This is a genomic window from Vibrio nigripulchritudo ATCC 27043 (assembly GCF_000222685.1).
Lineage (GTDB): Bacteria > Pseudomonadota > Gammaproteobacteria > Enterobacterales > Vibrionaceae > Vibrio > Vibrio nigripulchritudo.
In genome coordinates this window covers 40313-55839 of record NZ_AFWJ01000068.1, presented here as the reverse complement: position 1 = coordinate 55839, position 15527 = coordinate 40313, and the positions used below count along the sequence as shown (strand labels likewise).

13 protein-coding genes are annotated in these 15527 nt (G+C 46.1%); 9 read left to right on the top strand and 4 right to left on the bottom strand.

Annotation, left to right across the window (positions count from 1 at the left end; translation table 11 throughout):
* Window positions 1–4: 4 nt before the first annotated feature.
* The 8 genes from mrdA to RH89_RS07750 all read left to right on the top strand — a co-directional run bounded on the left by mrdA (window position 5) and on the right by RH89_RS07750 (window position 7920).
* Window positions 5–1885, top strand: coding sequence for a penicillin-binding protein 2 (mrdA, locus tag RH89_RS07785; protein ID WP_004400839.1), 1881 nt, complete (start codon window positions 5–7; stop codon window positions 1883–1885).
* Between the two features lie 5 nt (window positions 1886–1890).
* Window positions 1891–3012: a rod shape-determining protein RodA gene (gene rodA, locus RH89_RS07780; RefSeq protein WP_004400838.1), complete on the top strand. Its 1122-nt coding sequence runs from the start codon at window positions 1891–1893 to the stop codon at window positions 3010–3012.
* Complete coding sequence (locus tag RH89_RS07775) at window positions 3012–3806, top strand: septal ring lytic transglycosylase RlpA family protein (protein ID WP_004400837.1); 795 nt, start codon at window positions 3012–3014, stop codon at window positions 3804–3806. Before rodA ends, RH89_RS07775 begins: the two co-directional genes overlap by 1 nt.
* A gap of 108 nt (window positions 3807–3914) precedes the next feature.
* Window positions 3915–5099 (top strand): serine hydrolase, encoded by a 1185-nt coding sequence (locus tag RH89_RS07770; protein WP_022551421.1) that lies wholly within the window; start codon window positions 3915–3917, stop codon window positions 5097–5099.
* A gap of 174 nt (window positions 5100–5273) precedes the next feature.
* Window positions 5274–5552, top strand: coding sequence for a DUF493 family protein YbeD (ybeD, locus tag RH89_RS07765; RefSeq protein WP_004400833.1), 279 nt, complete (start codon window positions 5274–5276; stop codon window positions 5550–5552).
* 192 nt (window positions 5553–5744) lie between these two features.
* Complete coding sequence (gene lipB, locus RH89_RS07760; RefSeq protein WP_004400831.1) at window positions 5745–6404, top strand: lipoyl(octanoyl) transferase LipB; 660 nt, start codon at window positions 5745–5747, stop codon at window positions 6402–6404.
* On the top strand, window positions 6401–7366 hold the full coding sequence (gene lipA / locus RH89_RS07755; RefSeq protein ID WP_004400829.1) for a lipoyl synthase: 966 nt from the start codon (window positions 6401–6403) through the stop codon (window positions 7364–7366). The genes lipB and lipA overlap by 4 nt, the downstream gene beginning before the upstream one ends.
* Window positions 7367–7593: 227 nt before the next feature.
* Window positions 7594–7920 carry a hypothetical protein gene (locus RH89_RS07750; RefSeq protein WP_004400827.1) on the top strand — a complete coding sequence of 109 codons (327 nt, stop codon included), beginning with the start codon at window positions 7594–7596 and terminating at the stop codon, window positions 7918–7920.
* A 67-nt stretch (window positions 7921–7987) separates the two neighbouring features.
* Here the strand turns inward: RH89_RS07750 and dnaJ are convergent, their stop codons facing one another.
* From dnaJ to glyA, 4 genes are all read right to left on the bottom strand, one after another.
* A complete protein-coding gene (gene dnaJ, locus RH89_RS07745) occupies window positions 7988–9133 on the bottom strand; it encodes a molecular chaperone DnaJ (RefSeq protein WP_004400825.1) in 1146 nt (381 codons plus the stop codon).
* A gap of 281 nt (window positions 9134–9414) precedes the next feature.
* Complete coding sequence (gene dnaK, locus RH89_RS07740) at window positions 9415–11328, bottom strand: molecular chaperone DnaK (protein ID WP_004400822.1); 1914 nt, start codon at window positions 11326–11328, stop codon at window positions 9415–9417.
* A gap of 264 nt (window positions 11329–11592) precedes the next feature.
* Window positions 11593–12858: a dicarboxylate/amino acid:cation symporter gene (locus RH89_RS07735; protein ID WP_004400821.1), complete on the bottom strand. Its 1266-nt coding sequence runs from the start codon at window positions 12856–12858 to the stop codon at window positions 11593–11595.
* Window positions 12859–13305: 447 nt separating this feature from the next.
* Window positions 13306–14556: a serine hydroxymethyltransferase gene (gene glyA / locus RH89_RS07730; protein WP_004400820.1), complete on the bottom strand. Its 1251-nt coding sequence runs from the start codon at window positions 14554–14556 to the stop codon at window positions 13306–13308.
* Between the two features lie 348 nt (window positions 14557–14904).
* Between glyA and RH89_RS07725 the strand changes: the two genes are divergently transcribed.
* The gene (locus tag RH89_RS07725) at window positions 14905–15516 is read left to right on the top strand and encodes a YitT family protein (protein WP_004400819.1); all 612 of its coding nucleotides are present in this window, start codon (window positions 14905–14907) and stop codon (window positions 15514–15516) included.
* Window positions 15517–15527: the final 11 nt, after the last annotated feature.

The following is a 15527-nucleotide window of genomic DNA, read 5'->3' as shown; positions in this document are numbered from 1 at the left end:
CTAGATGAGACGTCAGCGCACCCAAATCAGAGATTACACCGCCGAGTCCGCCTTATTTTCCCGTCGCGCACTGGTTGCATTTGCAGGCATCGTGATTTTAATGGGTGTGCTACTGGCTAACCTCTACAATATTCAGGTTAACCAGTTTCAGGATTACAAAACCCGCTCCAATGACAATCGCATCAAGGTAGTCCCTATCGCCCCAAACCGTGGGCTTATATACGATAGGAACGGAATTTTGCTGGCTGAAAACCGCCCTATTTTCAGCCTGGAGATCACGCCTGAAAAGATCAAAAACATTGATGAAACAATAGTCCAGTTGCGTACCTTTCTGGATATCAGTGACGAGCGTGTAGAACGCTTCCACAAGGAGCGAAAACGCACCCGACGCTTTAAATCCGTCCCTTTACTGAACCAGCTAACCGAAGAACAGGTCGCACTCTTCTCAGTGAATCAGCATCGTTTTCCCGGCGTTGAAGTAAATGCCACTCTGAAGCGATTCTACCCATATGGAAAAGTATTAACTCATGTGCTTGGCTACGTTTCTCGAATTAACGATCGAGATTTACTGCGCTTAGAACGTGAGGATAAAGCCGCTAACTACCAGGCGACTCGTGATATTGGCAAGCTTGGTATTGAACGCTTTTACGAAGATGTTCTGCACGGTACTGCCGGCTATCAGGAAGTCGAAGTAAACAGCCGTGGACGCATAATCCGAACGCTAAAATACGTGCCGCCTATCCCAGGTAAAGATATCGTTTTAAACCTGGATATCAGACTTCAGCAGTACCTGTACAAACTGCTTGATGGTCGTCGTGGCTCTGCAATTTTGCTCGATCCTAGTGATAATGGGGTTCTGGCAATGTTATCCAGCCCAAGCTACGATCCAAACGCATTTGTGCACGGTATTTCTGGCAAAGATTATCGGGCGCTGCTTAACGACAAAGACCGCCCGCTGGTCAACCGCGCAACGTTGGGGATCTACCCTCCTGCCTCGACGGTTAAGCCTTTTATATCTGTAGCCGCACTGCAAGAAAAAGTCATTACCACCAAAACCACGCGTAATGACCCGGGTTATTGGCGCATTCCTAATTCCAAAACTCGTCCGTTTCGTGACTGGCTGAGATGGGGGCACGGTCGGGTAGACATTCTCAAATCCATTGAAGAATCGGTAGATACCTTCTTCTACCAAATTGCGTATGACATGGGCATCGACCGCATTTCAACCTGGATGATGCTGTTTGGTTTTGGTGACTTTACGGGCATTGATATCCACGAAGAAAGTAAAGCCAACATGCCAACCCGGGAATGGAAAATGGCGAGACACCGCCAACCTTGGTATCAGGGTGACACCATCCCAGTGGGTATTGGTCAGGGCTACTGGACCGCAACACCAATGCAGATTGCTAAAGCCACATCCGTATTAATTAACCGAGGTGAGGTAATTGCCCCTCATTTGCTACGAGCGACCATTGATAAGTCACAAGAACCTCACGTGACAACAGCAGCGCCTATTGAGACGTACCCTCCTATTCAAGGGGTATCTAAACGCTACTGGGATGTAGCACTTGAAGGAATGAGACTCGCGAACCATGGTAAAAAAGGCACCGCAAGGCGTGCATTCACCACAGCGAAATACGTGACGGGTGGCAAGTCAGGAACAGCGCAGGTATTCGGTCTGAAAGAAGACGAAGAATACAACGCAGAGGAACTGGCAGAGCATTTGCGAGATCACGCTCTATATACCGGCTTCGCTCCATTTGAAAATCCAGAAGTGATATTAACCATTGTGCTAGAAAACGCAGGTGGTGGTTCTACACACGGTGCGCCTGTTGCGCGACGCATATTCGATCACGTTTTAATTAAAAGTAAAGAGGGGAACTAAGACCGATGCGATTTGACCCTTCTACTGGTAGGAACCGCTCTTTTTTCGATAAGTTGCACATCGACCTGCCAATGCTTCTTGGTTTGTTGCTGTTGATGTGTTTTGGCTTAGTGGTCATGTACAGCGCCAGCGGTCAAAGCATGGCGATGATGGACAGGCAGGCAATGCGTATGGGCTTGTCTTTGGTGGTCATGCTTTTGCTCGCTCAGATCCCACCAAGAACCTACGAGACCGCCGCACCACTGCTGTTCGTCGTCGGAATATTTTTGCTTTTAGGTGTTCTCTTTTTTGGGGAAGCCTCTAAAGGCGCGCAACGCTGGCTAAACTTAGGTTTTGTACGCTTTCAGCCCTCTGAACTGCTCAAGCTCGCAGTACCTTTGATGGTTGCGAGATACATAGGTAAGCGCTCACTTCCTCCAACATTTAAAACCCTGATTGCCTCGCTTCTGATGGTGTTCATTCCCACCATTCTGATCGCCAAACAGCCCGATTTGGGCACCTCTATTCTTATCGCAGCATCTGGGATATTTGTTATTTTCCTTGCTGGAATCAGTTGGAAAATCATCACGGGTGCTGCGGTCGCACTAGGTGCCTTTATTCCCGTATTGTGGTTTTTCCTGATGCGCGAATACCAGAAGGTGCGAGTGAGAACCCTATTCGATCCTGAATCCGATCCACTAGGCGCGGGCTACCATATTATCCAAAGTAAGATTGCGATTGGCTCTGGAGGCTTATCAGGAAAAGGCTGGCTTCAGGGGACCCAATCTCAGTTGGAATTCTTACCTGAGCGTCATACCGACTTTATCTTTGCCGTCGTTGCCGAAGAATGGGGCATGCTGGGTGTTATTGCCCTACTCAGTATTTACTTATTTATTATCGGTAGAGGCTTGTACCTTGCCAGTCAGGCACAAACGGCGTTTGGTCGTATGATGGCAGGCAGTGTTGTTTTAAGCTTCTTCGTTTACGTATTTGTGAACATCGGGATGGTGAGTGGTATCTTGCCAGTTGTTGGCGTACCTTTACCTCTGATCAGCTATGGTGGGACGTCCATGGTGACACTTATGGCAGGTTTTGGCATCTTAATGTCTATTCACACACACCGGAAAATGCTTTCTAAGGCGACCTAATGGCAGTTCGAATTTACGCACTTATACTAGTACTCATGCTTGGTCTGACGGGGTGTACGACACCAGATCAAGGTCGCTACAGTATTGATGATGACATCGCACCTGAAAAACCACTTTCAGTCGAACATATTGAAGATGCTCACCCTGTTTATGAACCCATAAGTCTGGGTGGGAATCGTGATTATGAGCTGCGAGGAGGCTCCTACAGAATCATCAAAGAGCCCGATGGTTTTACGCAGGAAGGCATTGCATCCTGGTATGGCAAGAAATTTCACGGACACCTCACGTCCAATGGTGAAATTTATGACATGTACTCCATGTCGGCGGCTCATAAAACCCTTCCGCTTCCAAGTTACGTTCGGGTCTTGAACAAAGACAACGGAAGAACGGCAGTGGTACGTGTGAATGACCGTGGACCTTTCCATGAAGGTCGTATTATTGACCTGAGCTACGCCGCAGCCTACAAACTCGGCGTGGTGAATACCGGAACCGCGAACGTTAAGATTGAATACATCACGGTCGACCGAGATGCCACCTCTCCGGTAGCCAATAAAAAGCTCCCCAAGTTTGTGATTCAGGTTGCCGCATCAAAAGACGAAGATAAAGCGAGAACTTTGGCGCAATCTTTAGGTCAAAGCTTATCAGTACGCAGTTACACTGAAGGTACTAAAAAGATTCATCGCATCTTCTTAGGTCCGTTTACTGACCAGGAATTAACGCAAAAAACACTGGCTCAAGTACACTCGCAAGGTTATCCCACAGCATTCATTAAACAAGTGAAACAGAATCCTTAAGGACAAATGGGTTAATTTGTGCAACAGTAAGCTTCTGACTTATCAGATTGATTCTGCTAAGATACGAACGTTTAAGCATTAAAACATTCAGACTAACAACTAATACCAATGAAAAAATCAGTGAAATCTATAAAATCTTTGTTTGTCACTTCTGCTATCGTGTCAGCATCATTCGCTTCTCCAGCATTCTCTGCTCCAATTGTTGTTCCTGACGCTCCTGAAATCGCCGCCAAAGGTTTTGTGCTGATGGATTACCATTCAGGTAAGGTTCTGGCAGAAAAAGAGATGCACACTCAGTTATCACCAGCCAGTCTGACAAAAATGATGACCAGCTATGTCATCGGTCAAGAGCTTGAGCGCGGTAACATTTCGTTGTCTGACAAAGTTGTTATCAGCAAAAATGCCTGGGCGAAAAACTTCCCTGATTCATCAAAAATGTTCATTGAAGTGGGTACTACCGTAACCGTTGATGACCTTAACCGAGGTATCATCATCCAGTCAGGTAATGACGCCTGTGTTGCTATGGCAGAGCATGTTGCAGGTTCTGAAGACGCATTTGTAGACCTTATGAATGCATGGGCGAAGTCGATTGGCATGGACAATACCAACTTTGCCAACGTACACGGTCTGGACAATCCGAACCTTTACTCAACGCCTTACGATATGGCGCTATTGGGTCAGGCTCTTATTCGTGACGTACCAGACGAATACCGCATCTACGCGGAAAAGCAATTTACTTATAACGGCATTACCCAGTACAACCGTAACGGTCTGTTGTGGGACAAGAGCATGAACGTGGACGGCATCAAAACCGGGCATACCAGCAAAGCGGGCTACAGCCTGGTGAGTTCTGCGACCGAAGGTAAGATGCGCTTGGTGGCAGTGGTGATGGGCACCAAAAATGCCAACACTCGTAAAGCAGAAAGCAAAAAACTGTTGAACTACGGATTCCGCTTCTTTGAGACAGTTTCTCCACACAAAGCAGGTGAAACATTCGTAAGTGAGAAGATCTGGATGGGCGACAAAGATGCCGTTGCTCTGGGTGTTGCCGAAGACACCTACGTTACCCTTCCTCGTGGTCAGGCGAAAAACATGACTGCCAACTTTGTTCTGGAAAAGGAACTGCAGGCTCCTATTCGCAAAGGTGATGTCGTAGGTCGTTTGTTCTACCAGATCGAAAACGAAGACATTGCAGAGTACCCACTTCTGGCATTAGAAGATGTTGAAGAAGGTAGTCTGTTCAGCCGTCTGATTGATTACATTGTGCTACTGTTCAAAAGCTGGTTCAGCTAAACCTTTACACATCACTTGATACCTAAAATGCCGCTGTCTTCAGCGGCATTTTTTGTTTCGCCGCCTGACATAAGTTCATACAATTAATGTACGCTTCTATGTGACTTGAGTTCCATCACATTTATCAGTACTATTTCGCACCGCTATATCGAATATAAAAACGGAGTCCTAGCAATGTTGACTATCAACTCAGATGCAAAACTAAAAGACCTGCTGGAGTTCCCTTGTCAGTTTACTTACAAGGTAATGGGCTACGCAAAGCCAGAACTGCCAGAGCTTGTGCTAGAGGTGATTCAGCGTCACGCTCCAGGCGACTACAGCCCATCAGTTAAGCCAAGTGGCAAAGGCACTTATAACTCTGTATCGGTTACCATTACTGCCACTTCTATCGAGCAGGTTGAAACCCTGTACAAAGAGCTGGGCGAAATCGACATCGTACGCATGGTACTTTGATCCACGCGATACCCGATAAAACAAGCAGCGACGTCATGTCGCTGTTTTTGTTAATGACAATGCCTCACCTCGAATCTCAGCACATTATTCTGGCTCAGATGTAAAATCCATGTCGCTTATGTGTAGTTAGATTGGTTAAAGACGTTTATAATCCGTTTACTAAATCGCTCGTACTCCAAAGGAATTCTTACATTGCTCGATGTCCAGGACCAGTTAGTTGTTAAAAAACTAGGTCGACAAGATTACCTACCCGTTTGGCAAGCCATGCATGATTTTACCGACAACCGTGATGAAGATACGGTTGACGAAGTCTGGCTGGTTGAGCACAACCCGGTATTCACTCAAGGACAGGCAGGTAAAACCGAACACCTTTTGAATACAGGCGATATTCCAGTCGTTCAAAGCGATCGCGGAGGGCAAGTGACCTATCATGGTCCGGGTCAAGTCGTGGCGTATTTCCTTTTGAACCTGAGAAGGCGTAAACTGGGTGTACGAGATCTGGTCACTCATATTGAAAATTTAGTTATCAATACGCTTTCCCGTTATGGAATCGACTCCTCAGCCAAGCCGGATGCTCCGGGCGTTTACGTAGAAGACAGGAAAATTTGCTCGTTAGGGCTTAGAATCCGCAAAGGGTGCTCTTTTCATGGGCTAGCCTTAAACGTAAACATGGACCTTACCCCATTTCTTCGTATTAACCCATGTGGTTATCAGGGAATGGAGATGGTGCAGTTAAACGATTTTAATAGAAACACTGAAGTAAGCAGCGTCGAAGATACGCTGGTCGAAGAGCTTGTCACGCTTCTGGGCTACAAGCACGTAGAAATAATTACAGAAAGCAAATCATCATGAGCAAACCAATCCAGATGGAAAAAGGCGTTAAGTATCGCGACGCCGACAAAATGGCACTGATTCCGGTCAAGAATATGCCCGTGGAACAGAAGGAAGTGTTGCGCAAGCCGGAATGGATGAAAATCAAACTGCCTGCTGATAGCCAACGTATTCAGGACATCAAGGCAGCAATGCGTAAGAACAATCTTCACTCGGTATGTGAAGAAGCGTCTTGTCCAAACCTGGCAGAGTGTTTTAACCACGGTACAGCAACCTTCATGATTCTGGGTGCTATCTGTACTCGCCGTTGTCCTTTCTGTGACGTAGCCCATGGTCGTCCTGTTACTCCGGATGCGAATGAACCTCAGCATCTTGCGCAAACGATTAAGGACATGAAACTGAAATACGTGGTTATCACGTCAGTAGACCGAGATGATCTTCGTGATGGTGGTGCTCAGCACTTTGCAGACTGTAACCGCGAGATTCGCGCAATGAATCCGCACATCCGAATTGAGACGCTGGTTCCAGACTTCCGTGGTCGTATGGATACCGCTCTAGAATTGCTAAAAGACAACCCACCAGACGTGTTCAACCACAACCTAGAAACTGCACCTCGCCTGTATCGTAAGGTACGTCCGGGGGCGAACTACAAGTGGTCTTTGGATCTGCTTCGCAAATTTAAAGAACAGCATCCTGATGTACCAACCAAATCCGGTTTGATGATGGGTCTTGGCGAAACCAAAGAAGAGATTGTCGAAGTATTGAAAGATCTTCGCGCTCATGGCGTCACCATGCTGACACTTGGTCAGTACCTAGCTCCAAGCCGTCACCACCTAGCGGTAGAGCGCTACGTTCCGCCTTCTGAGTTTGATGAACTGAAAGATATCGCTCTGGAACTTGGGTTTACGCATGCCGCTTGTGGGCCGTTTGTTCGTTCTTCCTACCATGCAGATCTTCAGGCAAAAGGTGTGGAAGTAAAATAGAGCTTAAGCTTCTATTATTACTACTGTTTTTATAATGCGCCCCGGTTTAATAAAACCGGGGCGTTTTTTATACCAGAATTTTACTCACCTTAGGCTTTGCGCTAAGATGCGTACATACTTAATTTCTGCTGAGTATTGACGAAACACGTAAAGGGATCTTTTTACATTACAATGCTTTCGACTTATAGTTCAGCATCAAACTTACATCAACCAGTTGGAAACTACAGATGAAATTATTTGCAGCAGCAGGTCTAATGGCACTTACGCTGGTAGGTTGTGGTTCAGCACCTACTCAACAAGATAACTACATGGATGCGTCTTTCGAACTATGTAATACCGAAGTTAAAGTCTACTCTGTGAGTGACGACGGTCGTGTTCGTATCGTATGTGCTGATGGCTCTAAATTCGCTCTTCGTTCAGAAGCTACATTAGAGACCATGCGTAATATCAATGCTGACTACTGTAGTGGTGAAGGTCTGTCGAAATTTAACGAAAGCCAGCGTTACTACCAATTCCGTTGTAAGTCTGGTGAAACCATCAGCATCAACAAATAAGTCACTGGCCTATTTCAGATACAAAAAAACGACAGCCAAGGCTGTCGTTTTTTCATTCTATTAATTCTTAACTGGTCAGGTCATCAAAGAACTTCTTAACACCGTTGAAGAAACCTTCAGATTTCGGCTTATGCTTATTTGCCGCTTCTCCACCACAGGTTTCTTCAAATTCACGCAATAGCTCTTTCTGGCGAGAACTTAGCTTAACCGGTGTTTCTACAACCAGCTTAACAATCAAGTCACCGATACCGCCACCGCGAACCCCTTTCACACCTTTACCACGCATACGGAACATACGACCCGTTTGTGTCTCTTCTGGCACTTTCAGGTTTACACGACCGTCAAGAGTTGGAACTTCAACTTCACCACCCAGTGCAGCCATTGCAAAGCTAACTGGCACCTCACAGTAAAGGTTGTTGCCATCACGCTCAAAGATGTTGTGCTCGCGAACGTGTACCTGTACGTACAAGTCACCAGCTGGAGCCCCCATTTCACCCGCTTCACCTTCACCGGAGAGACGAATGCGATCGCCAGTATCTACACCAGCAGGGATCTTAACATTGAGTGTTTTCGTTTTTTGCTTGCGACCTTGTCCATGACATTCAACACAAGGGTCTTTAATGATTTTGCCAGTTCCATGACAGGTTGGACACGTTTGCTGAACCGCAAAGAAACCCTGACGCATCTGAACTTGACCGTGACCATGACAGGTTCCACATGTCTGAGGCTTAGTCCCTCGCTTAGCACCAGAGCCGTCACACGTGTCACACTCAACCAGTGTCGGAACTTCGATTTCTTTTTCAACACCGCGAACCGCTTCTTCTAGCGACAGCTCCATGTTGTAGCGTAAATCCGCACCACGCTGCGCTCGTGCCTGACCGCCACCACGGCGACCGCCGCCAAAGATATCACCAAATACATCACCGAAAATGTCACCAAAATCAGCGCCGCCTCCACCGAAGCCACCGCCTCCGCCCATACCGCCTTGTTCAAAGGCTGCATGACCGTACTGGTCGTATGCGGCTTTCTTTTGAGGATCGAGCAGAATTTCGTACGCTTCTTTTACTTCTTTAAACTTTTCGGCAGCAGATTCATCACCCTGGTTACGGTCTGGGTGAAACTTCATTGCAAGGCGCTTATACGCCTTCTTAATATCACGTTCTGATGCATCACGACCGACGCCTAATACTTCGTAAAAATCACGTTTTGACATGTTCTTCGTCACCAATTTATTACTGCAAACGGAGAGTTCCGCTTGGTGTTTGTATCAATCTAGATAAGAAGGCTGAACCAAAGGTTATGAGAAAAGCATATGTATGAATAGCACAACTGGCTAGTCTTGCGGGACACCTAGGTTTACAGTCTCTTTATCTGGATTGATTCCTTGTTTACAAATTTGCGGGCGTAAGAGATACCTCGAACGCCCGCAGCATAGAAGATTTTCAATACTGAGTCACTGATTATCTGTTGAGCTCAGCGACTCAGGCAGAGAAATTATTTCTTCTCGTCTTTAACTTCTTCGAACTCAGCGTCTACAACATCGTCGTCTTGCTGAGGTTGTTCGCCTGCTTCAGCACCGCCTTGTGCAGCTTGTGCTTTCTGCTGTGCGATTTCCATCAGCTTTTGAGATGCTGCCATCAGAGCCTGAACTTTCGCGTCGATGGCTTCTTTGTCTTCGCCTTTCTTCGCTTCTTCCAGCTCTTTGATTGCTGCTTCGATTTTCTCTTTCTCGTCAGCTGGTAGTGCATCACCTGCTTCTTCTACCTGCTTCTGAGTACCGTGAATCATTTGGTCAGCTTGGTTACGTGCAGATGCTAACTCTTCGAACTTCTTGTCCGCTTCTTTGTTTGCTTCTGCTTCTTGTACCATTTTCTCGATTTCGTCGTCGCTCAGACCGCCAGATGCCTGGATAGTGATCTTCTGCTCTTTACCCGTCGACTTGTCTTTCGCAGATACGTGAAGAATACCATCCGCATCAAGGTCGAAAGTTACTTCGATTTGTGGCATGCCACGCGGTGCAGGCTGGATGCCTTCTAGGTTGAATTGACCTAGAGATTTGTTGTGCATCGCTTGCTTACGTTCACCTTGAAGAACATGGATAGTTACTGCGTTCTGGTTGTCTTCTGCTGTAGAGAATACTTGGTTCGCTTTTGTTGGAACCGTTGTGTTCTTCTCAACTAGAGCAGTCATTACGCCGCCCATTGTTTCGATACCAAGAGACAGAGGTGTAACGTCCAGAAGCAGTACGTCTTTCACGTCACCCGCTAGTACACCACCTTGAACCGCAGCACCCATTGCTACTGCTTCATCAGGGTTTACGTCTTTACGAGCTTCTTTACCGAAGAATTCAGCCACTTTAGCCTGAACCATTGGCATACGAGTCTGACCACCAACAAGAATTACGTCTGTAATTTCGCTTACTGATAGATCTGAGTCTGCAAGAGCAACTTTTAGAGGCTCTAGAGAACGTTGTACTAGGTCTTCAACCAGTGCTTCCAGCTTCGCACGCGTTACTTTAACGTTCATGTGCTTAGGACCAGTTGCGTCAGCTGTTACGTAAGGTAGGTTTACGTCAGTTTGCTGTGCAGAAGACAGTTCGATTTTCGCTTTCTCTGCAGCTTCTTTAACACGCTGCATTGCAAGAGGGTCAGTTTTAAGATCGATGCCCTGCTCTTTCTTGAACTCGTCAACCAAGTAGTTGATTAGACGGTTATCAAAGTCTTCACCACCTAGGTGAGTATCACCGTTAGTCGCTAATACTTCGAAAGTCTGCTCGCCATCAACATTGTCGATTTCGATGATAGAGATATCGAATGTACCACCACCAAGGTCGTATACAGCGATTGTGCGGTCGCCTTCTTGCTTGTCCAGACCGTAAGCCAGAGCAGCAGCAGTTGGTTCGTTGATGATACGCTTAACATCAAGACCAGCGATACGACCAGCATCTTTAGTTGCCTGACGCTGTGCGTCGTTGAAGTATGCAGGAACAGTAACAACAGCACCTGTTACTTCTTCACCCAGGAAGTCTTCTGCAGTCTTCTTCATCTTTTTAAGAACTTCAGCAGAAACCTGAGGAGCAGCCATTTTTTGACCTTTCGCTTCTACCCAAGCATCGCCGTTGTCAGCCTTAACGATTTTGTAAGGCATAATTTCGATGTCGCGCTGAACTTCTTCGTCTTCAAAACGACGACCGATCAAACGCTTGATTGCAAATAGCGTATTTTCAGGGTTTGTAACTGCTTGACGTTTTGCAGGTTGACCTACCAGCGTTTCACCGTCTGTGTATGCGATTACCGATGCTGTTGTACGCTCACCTTCAGCATTTTCAATAACACGTGGCTTGTCGCCGTCCAGTACAGAAACACAAGAGTTAGTAGTACCTAAGTCAATACCAATGATTTTACCCATCAGGCTATCTCCGATTAAATCAATTATCTTTTTGCTATATCCCCTTTAAGTGGGGATGAGGAATGGGGATTCAACCCCTACTCACAAAATATGTGTGCAAATCACTTTGCTTGTCTATGCCCAATAGATAAGGGCATGGAATACCTTTTCAAGGGGACTCGATAAAAAAAGTTACGTTTTTTTTCGATTCAAGCTGAACCCTTGTTATTGCTAACAAAAACGGAGCCCTGAGGCTCCGCTAATTCTATGAGATTTCCGTCGTATTTAGCTCACCTGAGCGGGCTCCGGTTTCTCTTCTACACCAATTTCATTTTCTGACTTGGCGACAATCGTATTTACAGCGGTATCGCCCACTACGTTTGAAGACGTACAGAACATATCATTGATACGGTCAACAGCAGCAATAATAGCCAAACCTTCAGGTGGAAGACCCAGTTGGTGAAGCAACACGCCTACCATTACCACACCGCCACCAGGAACACCACCAGCGCCAATAGAAAGAAGAAGGATTGTCAGACCGAGAGTAAAGATATCGGCTGAATTGATTGGCTGACCGAAAGCGTTCGCCACAAAGATAGTAGCCAGCGCAATATAAATAGACACACCAGACATGTTCATGGTTGCGCCCAGCGGAACACCAAAGCCAGCAACCGATTTGGATACATCCAGCTTTTCAGTCAGGGTACGCATAGTGACAGGAATCGTCGCGTTCGAGCTTGCTGTCGATAGTGAGAACAGAACCTGCTCGCGTGTCGCACGCATGAACTGTTTTGGAGAAATACCTGTCGCCAGACCCACCACAGTTGGGTAGAAGAAAAAGATCCAGAACACCAGCATTGCGACAACCAGCGCAACATAACCCGCCACAGAGGCAAGAGTATTGGCATCCAGTGTTGCACCAAGCTGAATCATAAGAGCAAATACACCATATGGCGCCAGGCTCATCACCAGCCCTACCAGCTTCATCATGATTTCATTCGCCATCTTGAAGGTACGAATCGCAGGACCACCACGTGAATCCAGAGCCTGAATCGCCAGACCTGTCAAAATCGCCATAAAGATGATTTGTAGCATGTCGCCATTCGCAAACGCCTGAACAGGGTTACTTGGGACAATATTTACGACCAGAGAGAAAATGTCTGGGGTATCGGTTGTGGTCAGAGCGATGGTTTCTGACACTGTACCCGCGAGGTTTGCACCAGCACCAGGCTGAACAATCATACCAATGGTAAGCGCCGCAGTAATCGCGATGATGGTATTGAAAATGTATAGGGCAAAAGTTTTACCACCAAGACGACCAAATGCGGTGATGTCTTTCAGTTCTACGATACCGCAAACAATCGATACGTATACCAATGGCACAACCAATAACTTGATCAGTGAAACGAACATTCCACCAGCGCCTTCTGCAGCACCGAGAACGTAGGTATCCATGATGGCAATGCCATTAAACAGGTACTGAATTGCAGTACCAATCATCAGACCAGCAAAGAGGCCTATAAAAATTTTTGTTGAAAGCGATTTATTCATCGTTTCACTCCAGTTGTTTATGCTTGCATATAATGTTTTGATAGTTATTTACTGCATCAATTGAGGCAGAGGGCAGGAATAATACACACTGAATTTACAAATAAAAGGCACTATTAACAAAAATATCACAATGAACTTCACAAAATTTAATCCAATATTTTCCACCTTCCTTGAAACAAAAATCTAAAAACAAATAGGGTCAGTAAGTTAAGTCATTTACTGCTCAGGAAACAAACATCCTAGTTTTCATTAAAAATAAAGTTATTTAGCCTTACAAATTGCATGCTTTAAAGATGAAATTCTAAAAAGCAAAAAAGAGGAATCTGCTTCTGTAGACACAAAAAAACGCAGCCATCAAAGCTGCGTTTTTATATTCTACTGTTACCGCATGAGGAAGCGCCAAAGGTGCGCTTCAATAAGTATACAGTCTAGTGAGTAGTGAAGAAATTAAGCGTAAACAGGTAGACGCTTACAGATCTCAAGCACTTTTGCTTTCGTTGCTTCGATCACTGCTTCATCACCCATGTTGTCAAGGATGTCACACATCCAGCCAGCCAGGTTCTTCGCATCTTCTTCAGTGAAGCCACGACGAGTGATAGAAGGCGTACCTACACGGATACCAGATGTAACAAACGGGCTGCGAGGATCGTTTGGTACAGAGTTCTTGTTTACCGTGATGTTAGCGGCACCCAGTGCTGCATCTGCGTCTTTACCTGTGATGTCTTTGTCGATGAGATCAACTAGGAACAGGTGGTTTTCTGTAGAGCCAGAAACGATGTTGTAACCACGCTCCAGGAATTCCGCAACCATTGCTTTTGCGTTAGCAACAACACGTTGTTGGTATTCTTTGAACTCAGGTTCCAGAGCTTCTTTGAATGCTACCGCTTTACCAGCGATAACGTGCATCAGAGGACCACCCTGACCGCCTGGGAATACTGCTGAGTTTAGCTTCTTGTAGAAATCTTCGCCCGCACTAGACAGGATCAGACCACCACGTGGACCAGCCAGAGTTTTGTGCGTTGTTGTCGTTACGATGTGTGCGTGTGGCACAGGGTTCGGGTATACACCAGCCGCAATCAGACCAGCAACGTGCGCCATATCTACGAAGAAGTAAGCACCTACTTTGTCCGCGATTTCACGCATGCGCGCCCAATCACAAACCTGAGAGTAAGCAGAGAAACCACCGATGATCATCTTAGGCTTGTGCTCTACAGCCAAAGCTTCCATTTCGTCGTAGTTGATCTGACCCGCTTCGTCGATACCGTAAGGAATAACGTTGTAGTGCTTACCAGAGAAGTTTACAGGAGAACCGTGAGTCAGGTGACCACCGTGTGCAAGGCTCATACCCAGAACTGTGTCGCCTGGATTTAGAAGCGCCATGTATACTGCGCTGTTTGCCTGAGAACCAGAGTGTGGCTGAACGTTCGCGTATTCTGCGCCGAACAACTCACAAGCGCGGTCAATGGCCAAAGCTTCTACTTTGTCTACGTACTCACAACCGCCGTAGTAACGCTTGCCTGGGTAGCCTTCAGCGTACTTGTTTGTAAGCTGAGAACCTTGAGCTTCCATTACACGTGGGCTGGTGTAGTTTTCTGAAGCGATAAGCTCAATGTGCTCTTCCTGGCGAAGAGTTTCTTCTTGGATAGCTGCGAACAAGTCCGCATCGTAATCAGCGATATTCATATCACGCTTTAGCATCTGTATCTCCTGACTCAGATTGACTGAAAGTTTCAAAAAAACCACACAACGACCAAAAGCAAACGTTTTCGTCACCGTATTTGATGGGGTGCATTCTACATAATTTGATCTGCGTCATAAAGTGACTTTTGCAACTTTCTTTATGTAGATTCTTCATGATCCATGTGAGCCCGCATCATAGTGGTGGCACATATGATTGAGCTTTACGATATTACTGTCAACTTAAAGGTTTACACCATGTAAATCTAAGGTTACATAAGTTACATACCAAATTAGTAACCAAGCTATCGAAAACAACAGTTTTTCACTAGTATTCGCATCAATTTCGGTAAGTTAACATTCAAATTGATGGAAAAACACACACGCAAAGAAGATTGGATAGCCATTCTCACGGGCACATTTTTGGTCGCTCAGGGCGTATTCTTCTTACAAAACGCAGCCTTACTGACAGGTGGAACCACTGGACTGGCATTGTTAGTCAGCCAATTAGTGCCTGTTAGCTTCGGTATGTTGTATTTTGGTTCAAATATTCCATTCTATATACTGGCCTGGAAGCGTTTTGGATTATCTTTCGCGATAACCAGTACCATTTCGGGTGCACTTGTCGCCATTTTTGCCGACAACCTACAGTGGCTGATTCAGATTGACCACATTAATCCCATCTACTGCGCTATCTCGGGTGGACTGTTAATGGGGTTAGGAATGCTGATTTTGTTCAGACATCACACCAGTCTGGGAGGCTTCAATGTGCTTTGCCTGTTCATTCAGGACAAAACTGGTTTCTCCGTCGGTAAAAGCCAGATGATCATCGACTGCGCTATCCTTATCGCGTCTTTCTTCTTTGTTTCTCTGGAAGTCATTGGCTTGTCTATTTTAGGTGCAGTCGCACTGAACCTGGTGCTTGCCATGAATCACAAGCCGACTCGATACAGCGTGAGCAAACGTTCAATGCAATCTTAAAACGAGAAGCC

Bases quoted from the DNA above. Each gene is read 5' to 3' on its own strand.
- lipA (WP_004400829.1), top strand. From the start codon at position 6,401: ATGAGCAAACCAATCCAGATGGAAAAAGGCGTTAAGTATCGCGACGCC.
- dnaJ (WP_004400825.1), bottom strand. From the start codon at position 9,133: ATGTCAAAACGTGATTTTTACGAAGTATTAGGCGTCGGTCGTGATGCA.
- RH89_RS07750 (WP_004400827.1), top strand. From the start codon at position 7,594: ATGAAATTATTTGCAGCAGCAGGTCTAATGGCACTTACGCTGGTAGGT.
- dnaK (WP_004400822.1), bottom strand. From the start codon at position 11,328: ATGGGTAAAATCATTGGTATTGACTTAGGTACTACTAACTCTTGTGTT.
- RH89_RS07735 (WP_004400821.1), bottom strand. From the start codon at position 12,858: ATGAATAAATCGCTTTCAACAAAAATTTTTATAGGCCTCTTTGCTGGT.
- glyA (WP_004400820.1), bottom strand. From the start codon at position 14,556: ATGCTAAAGCGTGATATGAATATCGCTGATTACGATGCGGACTTGTTC.
- mrdA (WP_004400839.1), top strand. From the start codon at position 5: ATGAGACGTCAGCGCACCCAAATCAGAGATTACACCGCCGAGTCCGCC.
- ybeD (WP_004400833.1), top strand. From the start codon at position 5,274: ATGTTGACTATCAACTCAGATGCAAAACTAAAAGACCTGCTGGAGTTC.
- RH89_RS07775 (WP_004400837.1), top strand. From the start codon at position 3,012: ATGGCAGTTCGAATTTACGCACTTATACTAGTACTCATGCTTGGTCTG.
- RH89_RS07770 (WP_022551421.1), top strand. From the start codon at position 3,915: ATGAAAAAATCAGTGAAATCTATAAAATCTTTGTTTGTCACTTCTGCT.
- RH89_RS07725 (WP_004400819.1), top strand. From the start codon at position 14,905: ATGGAAAAACACACACGCAAAGAAGATTGGATAGCCATTCTCACGGGC.
- rodA (WP_004400838.1), top strand. From the start codon at position 1,891: ATGCGATTTGACCCTTCTACTGGTAGGAACCGCTCTTTTTTCGATAAG.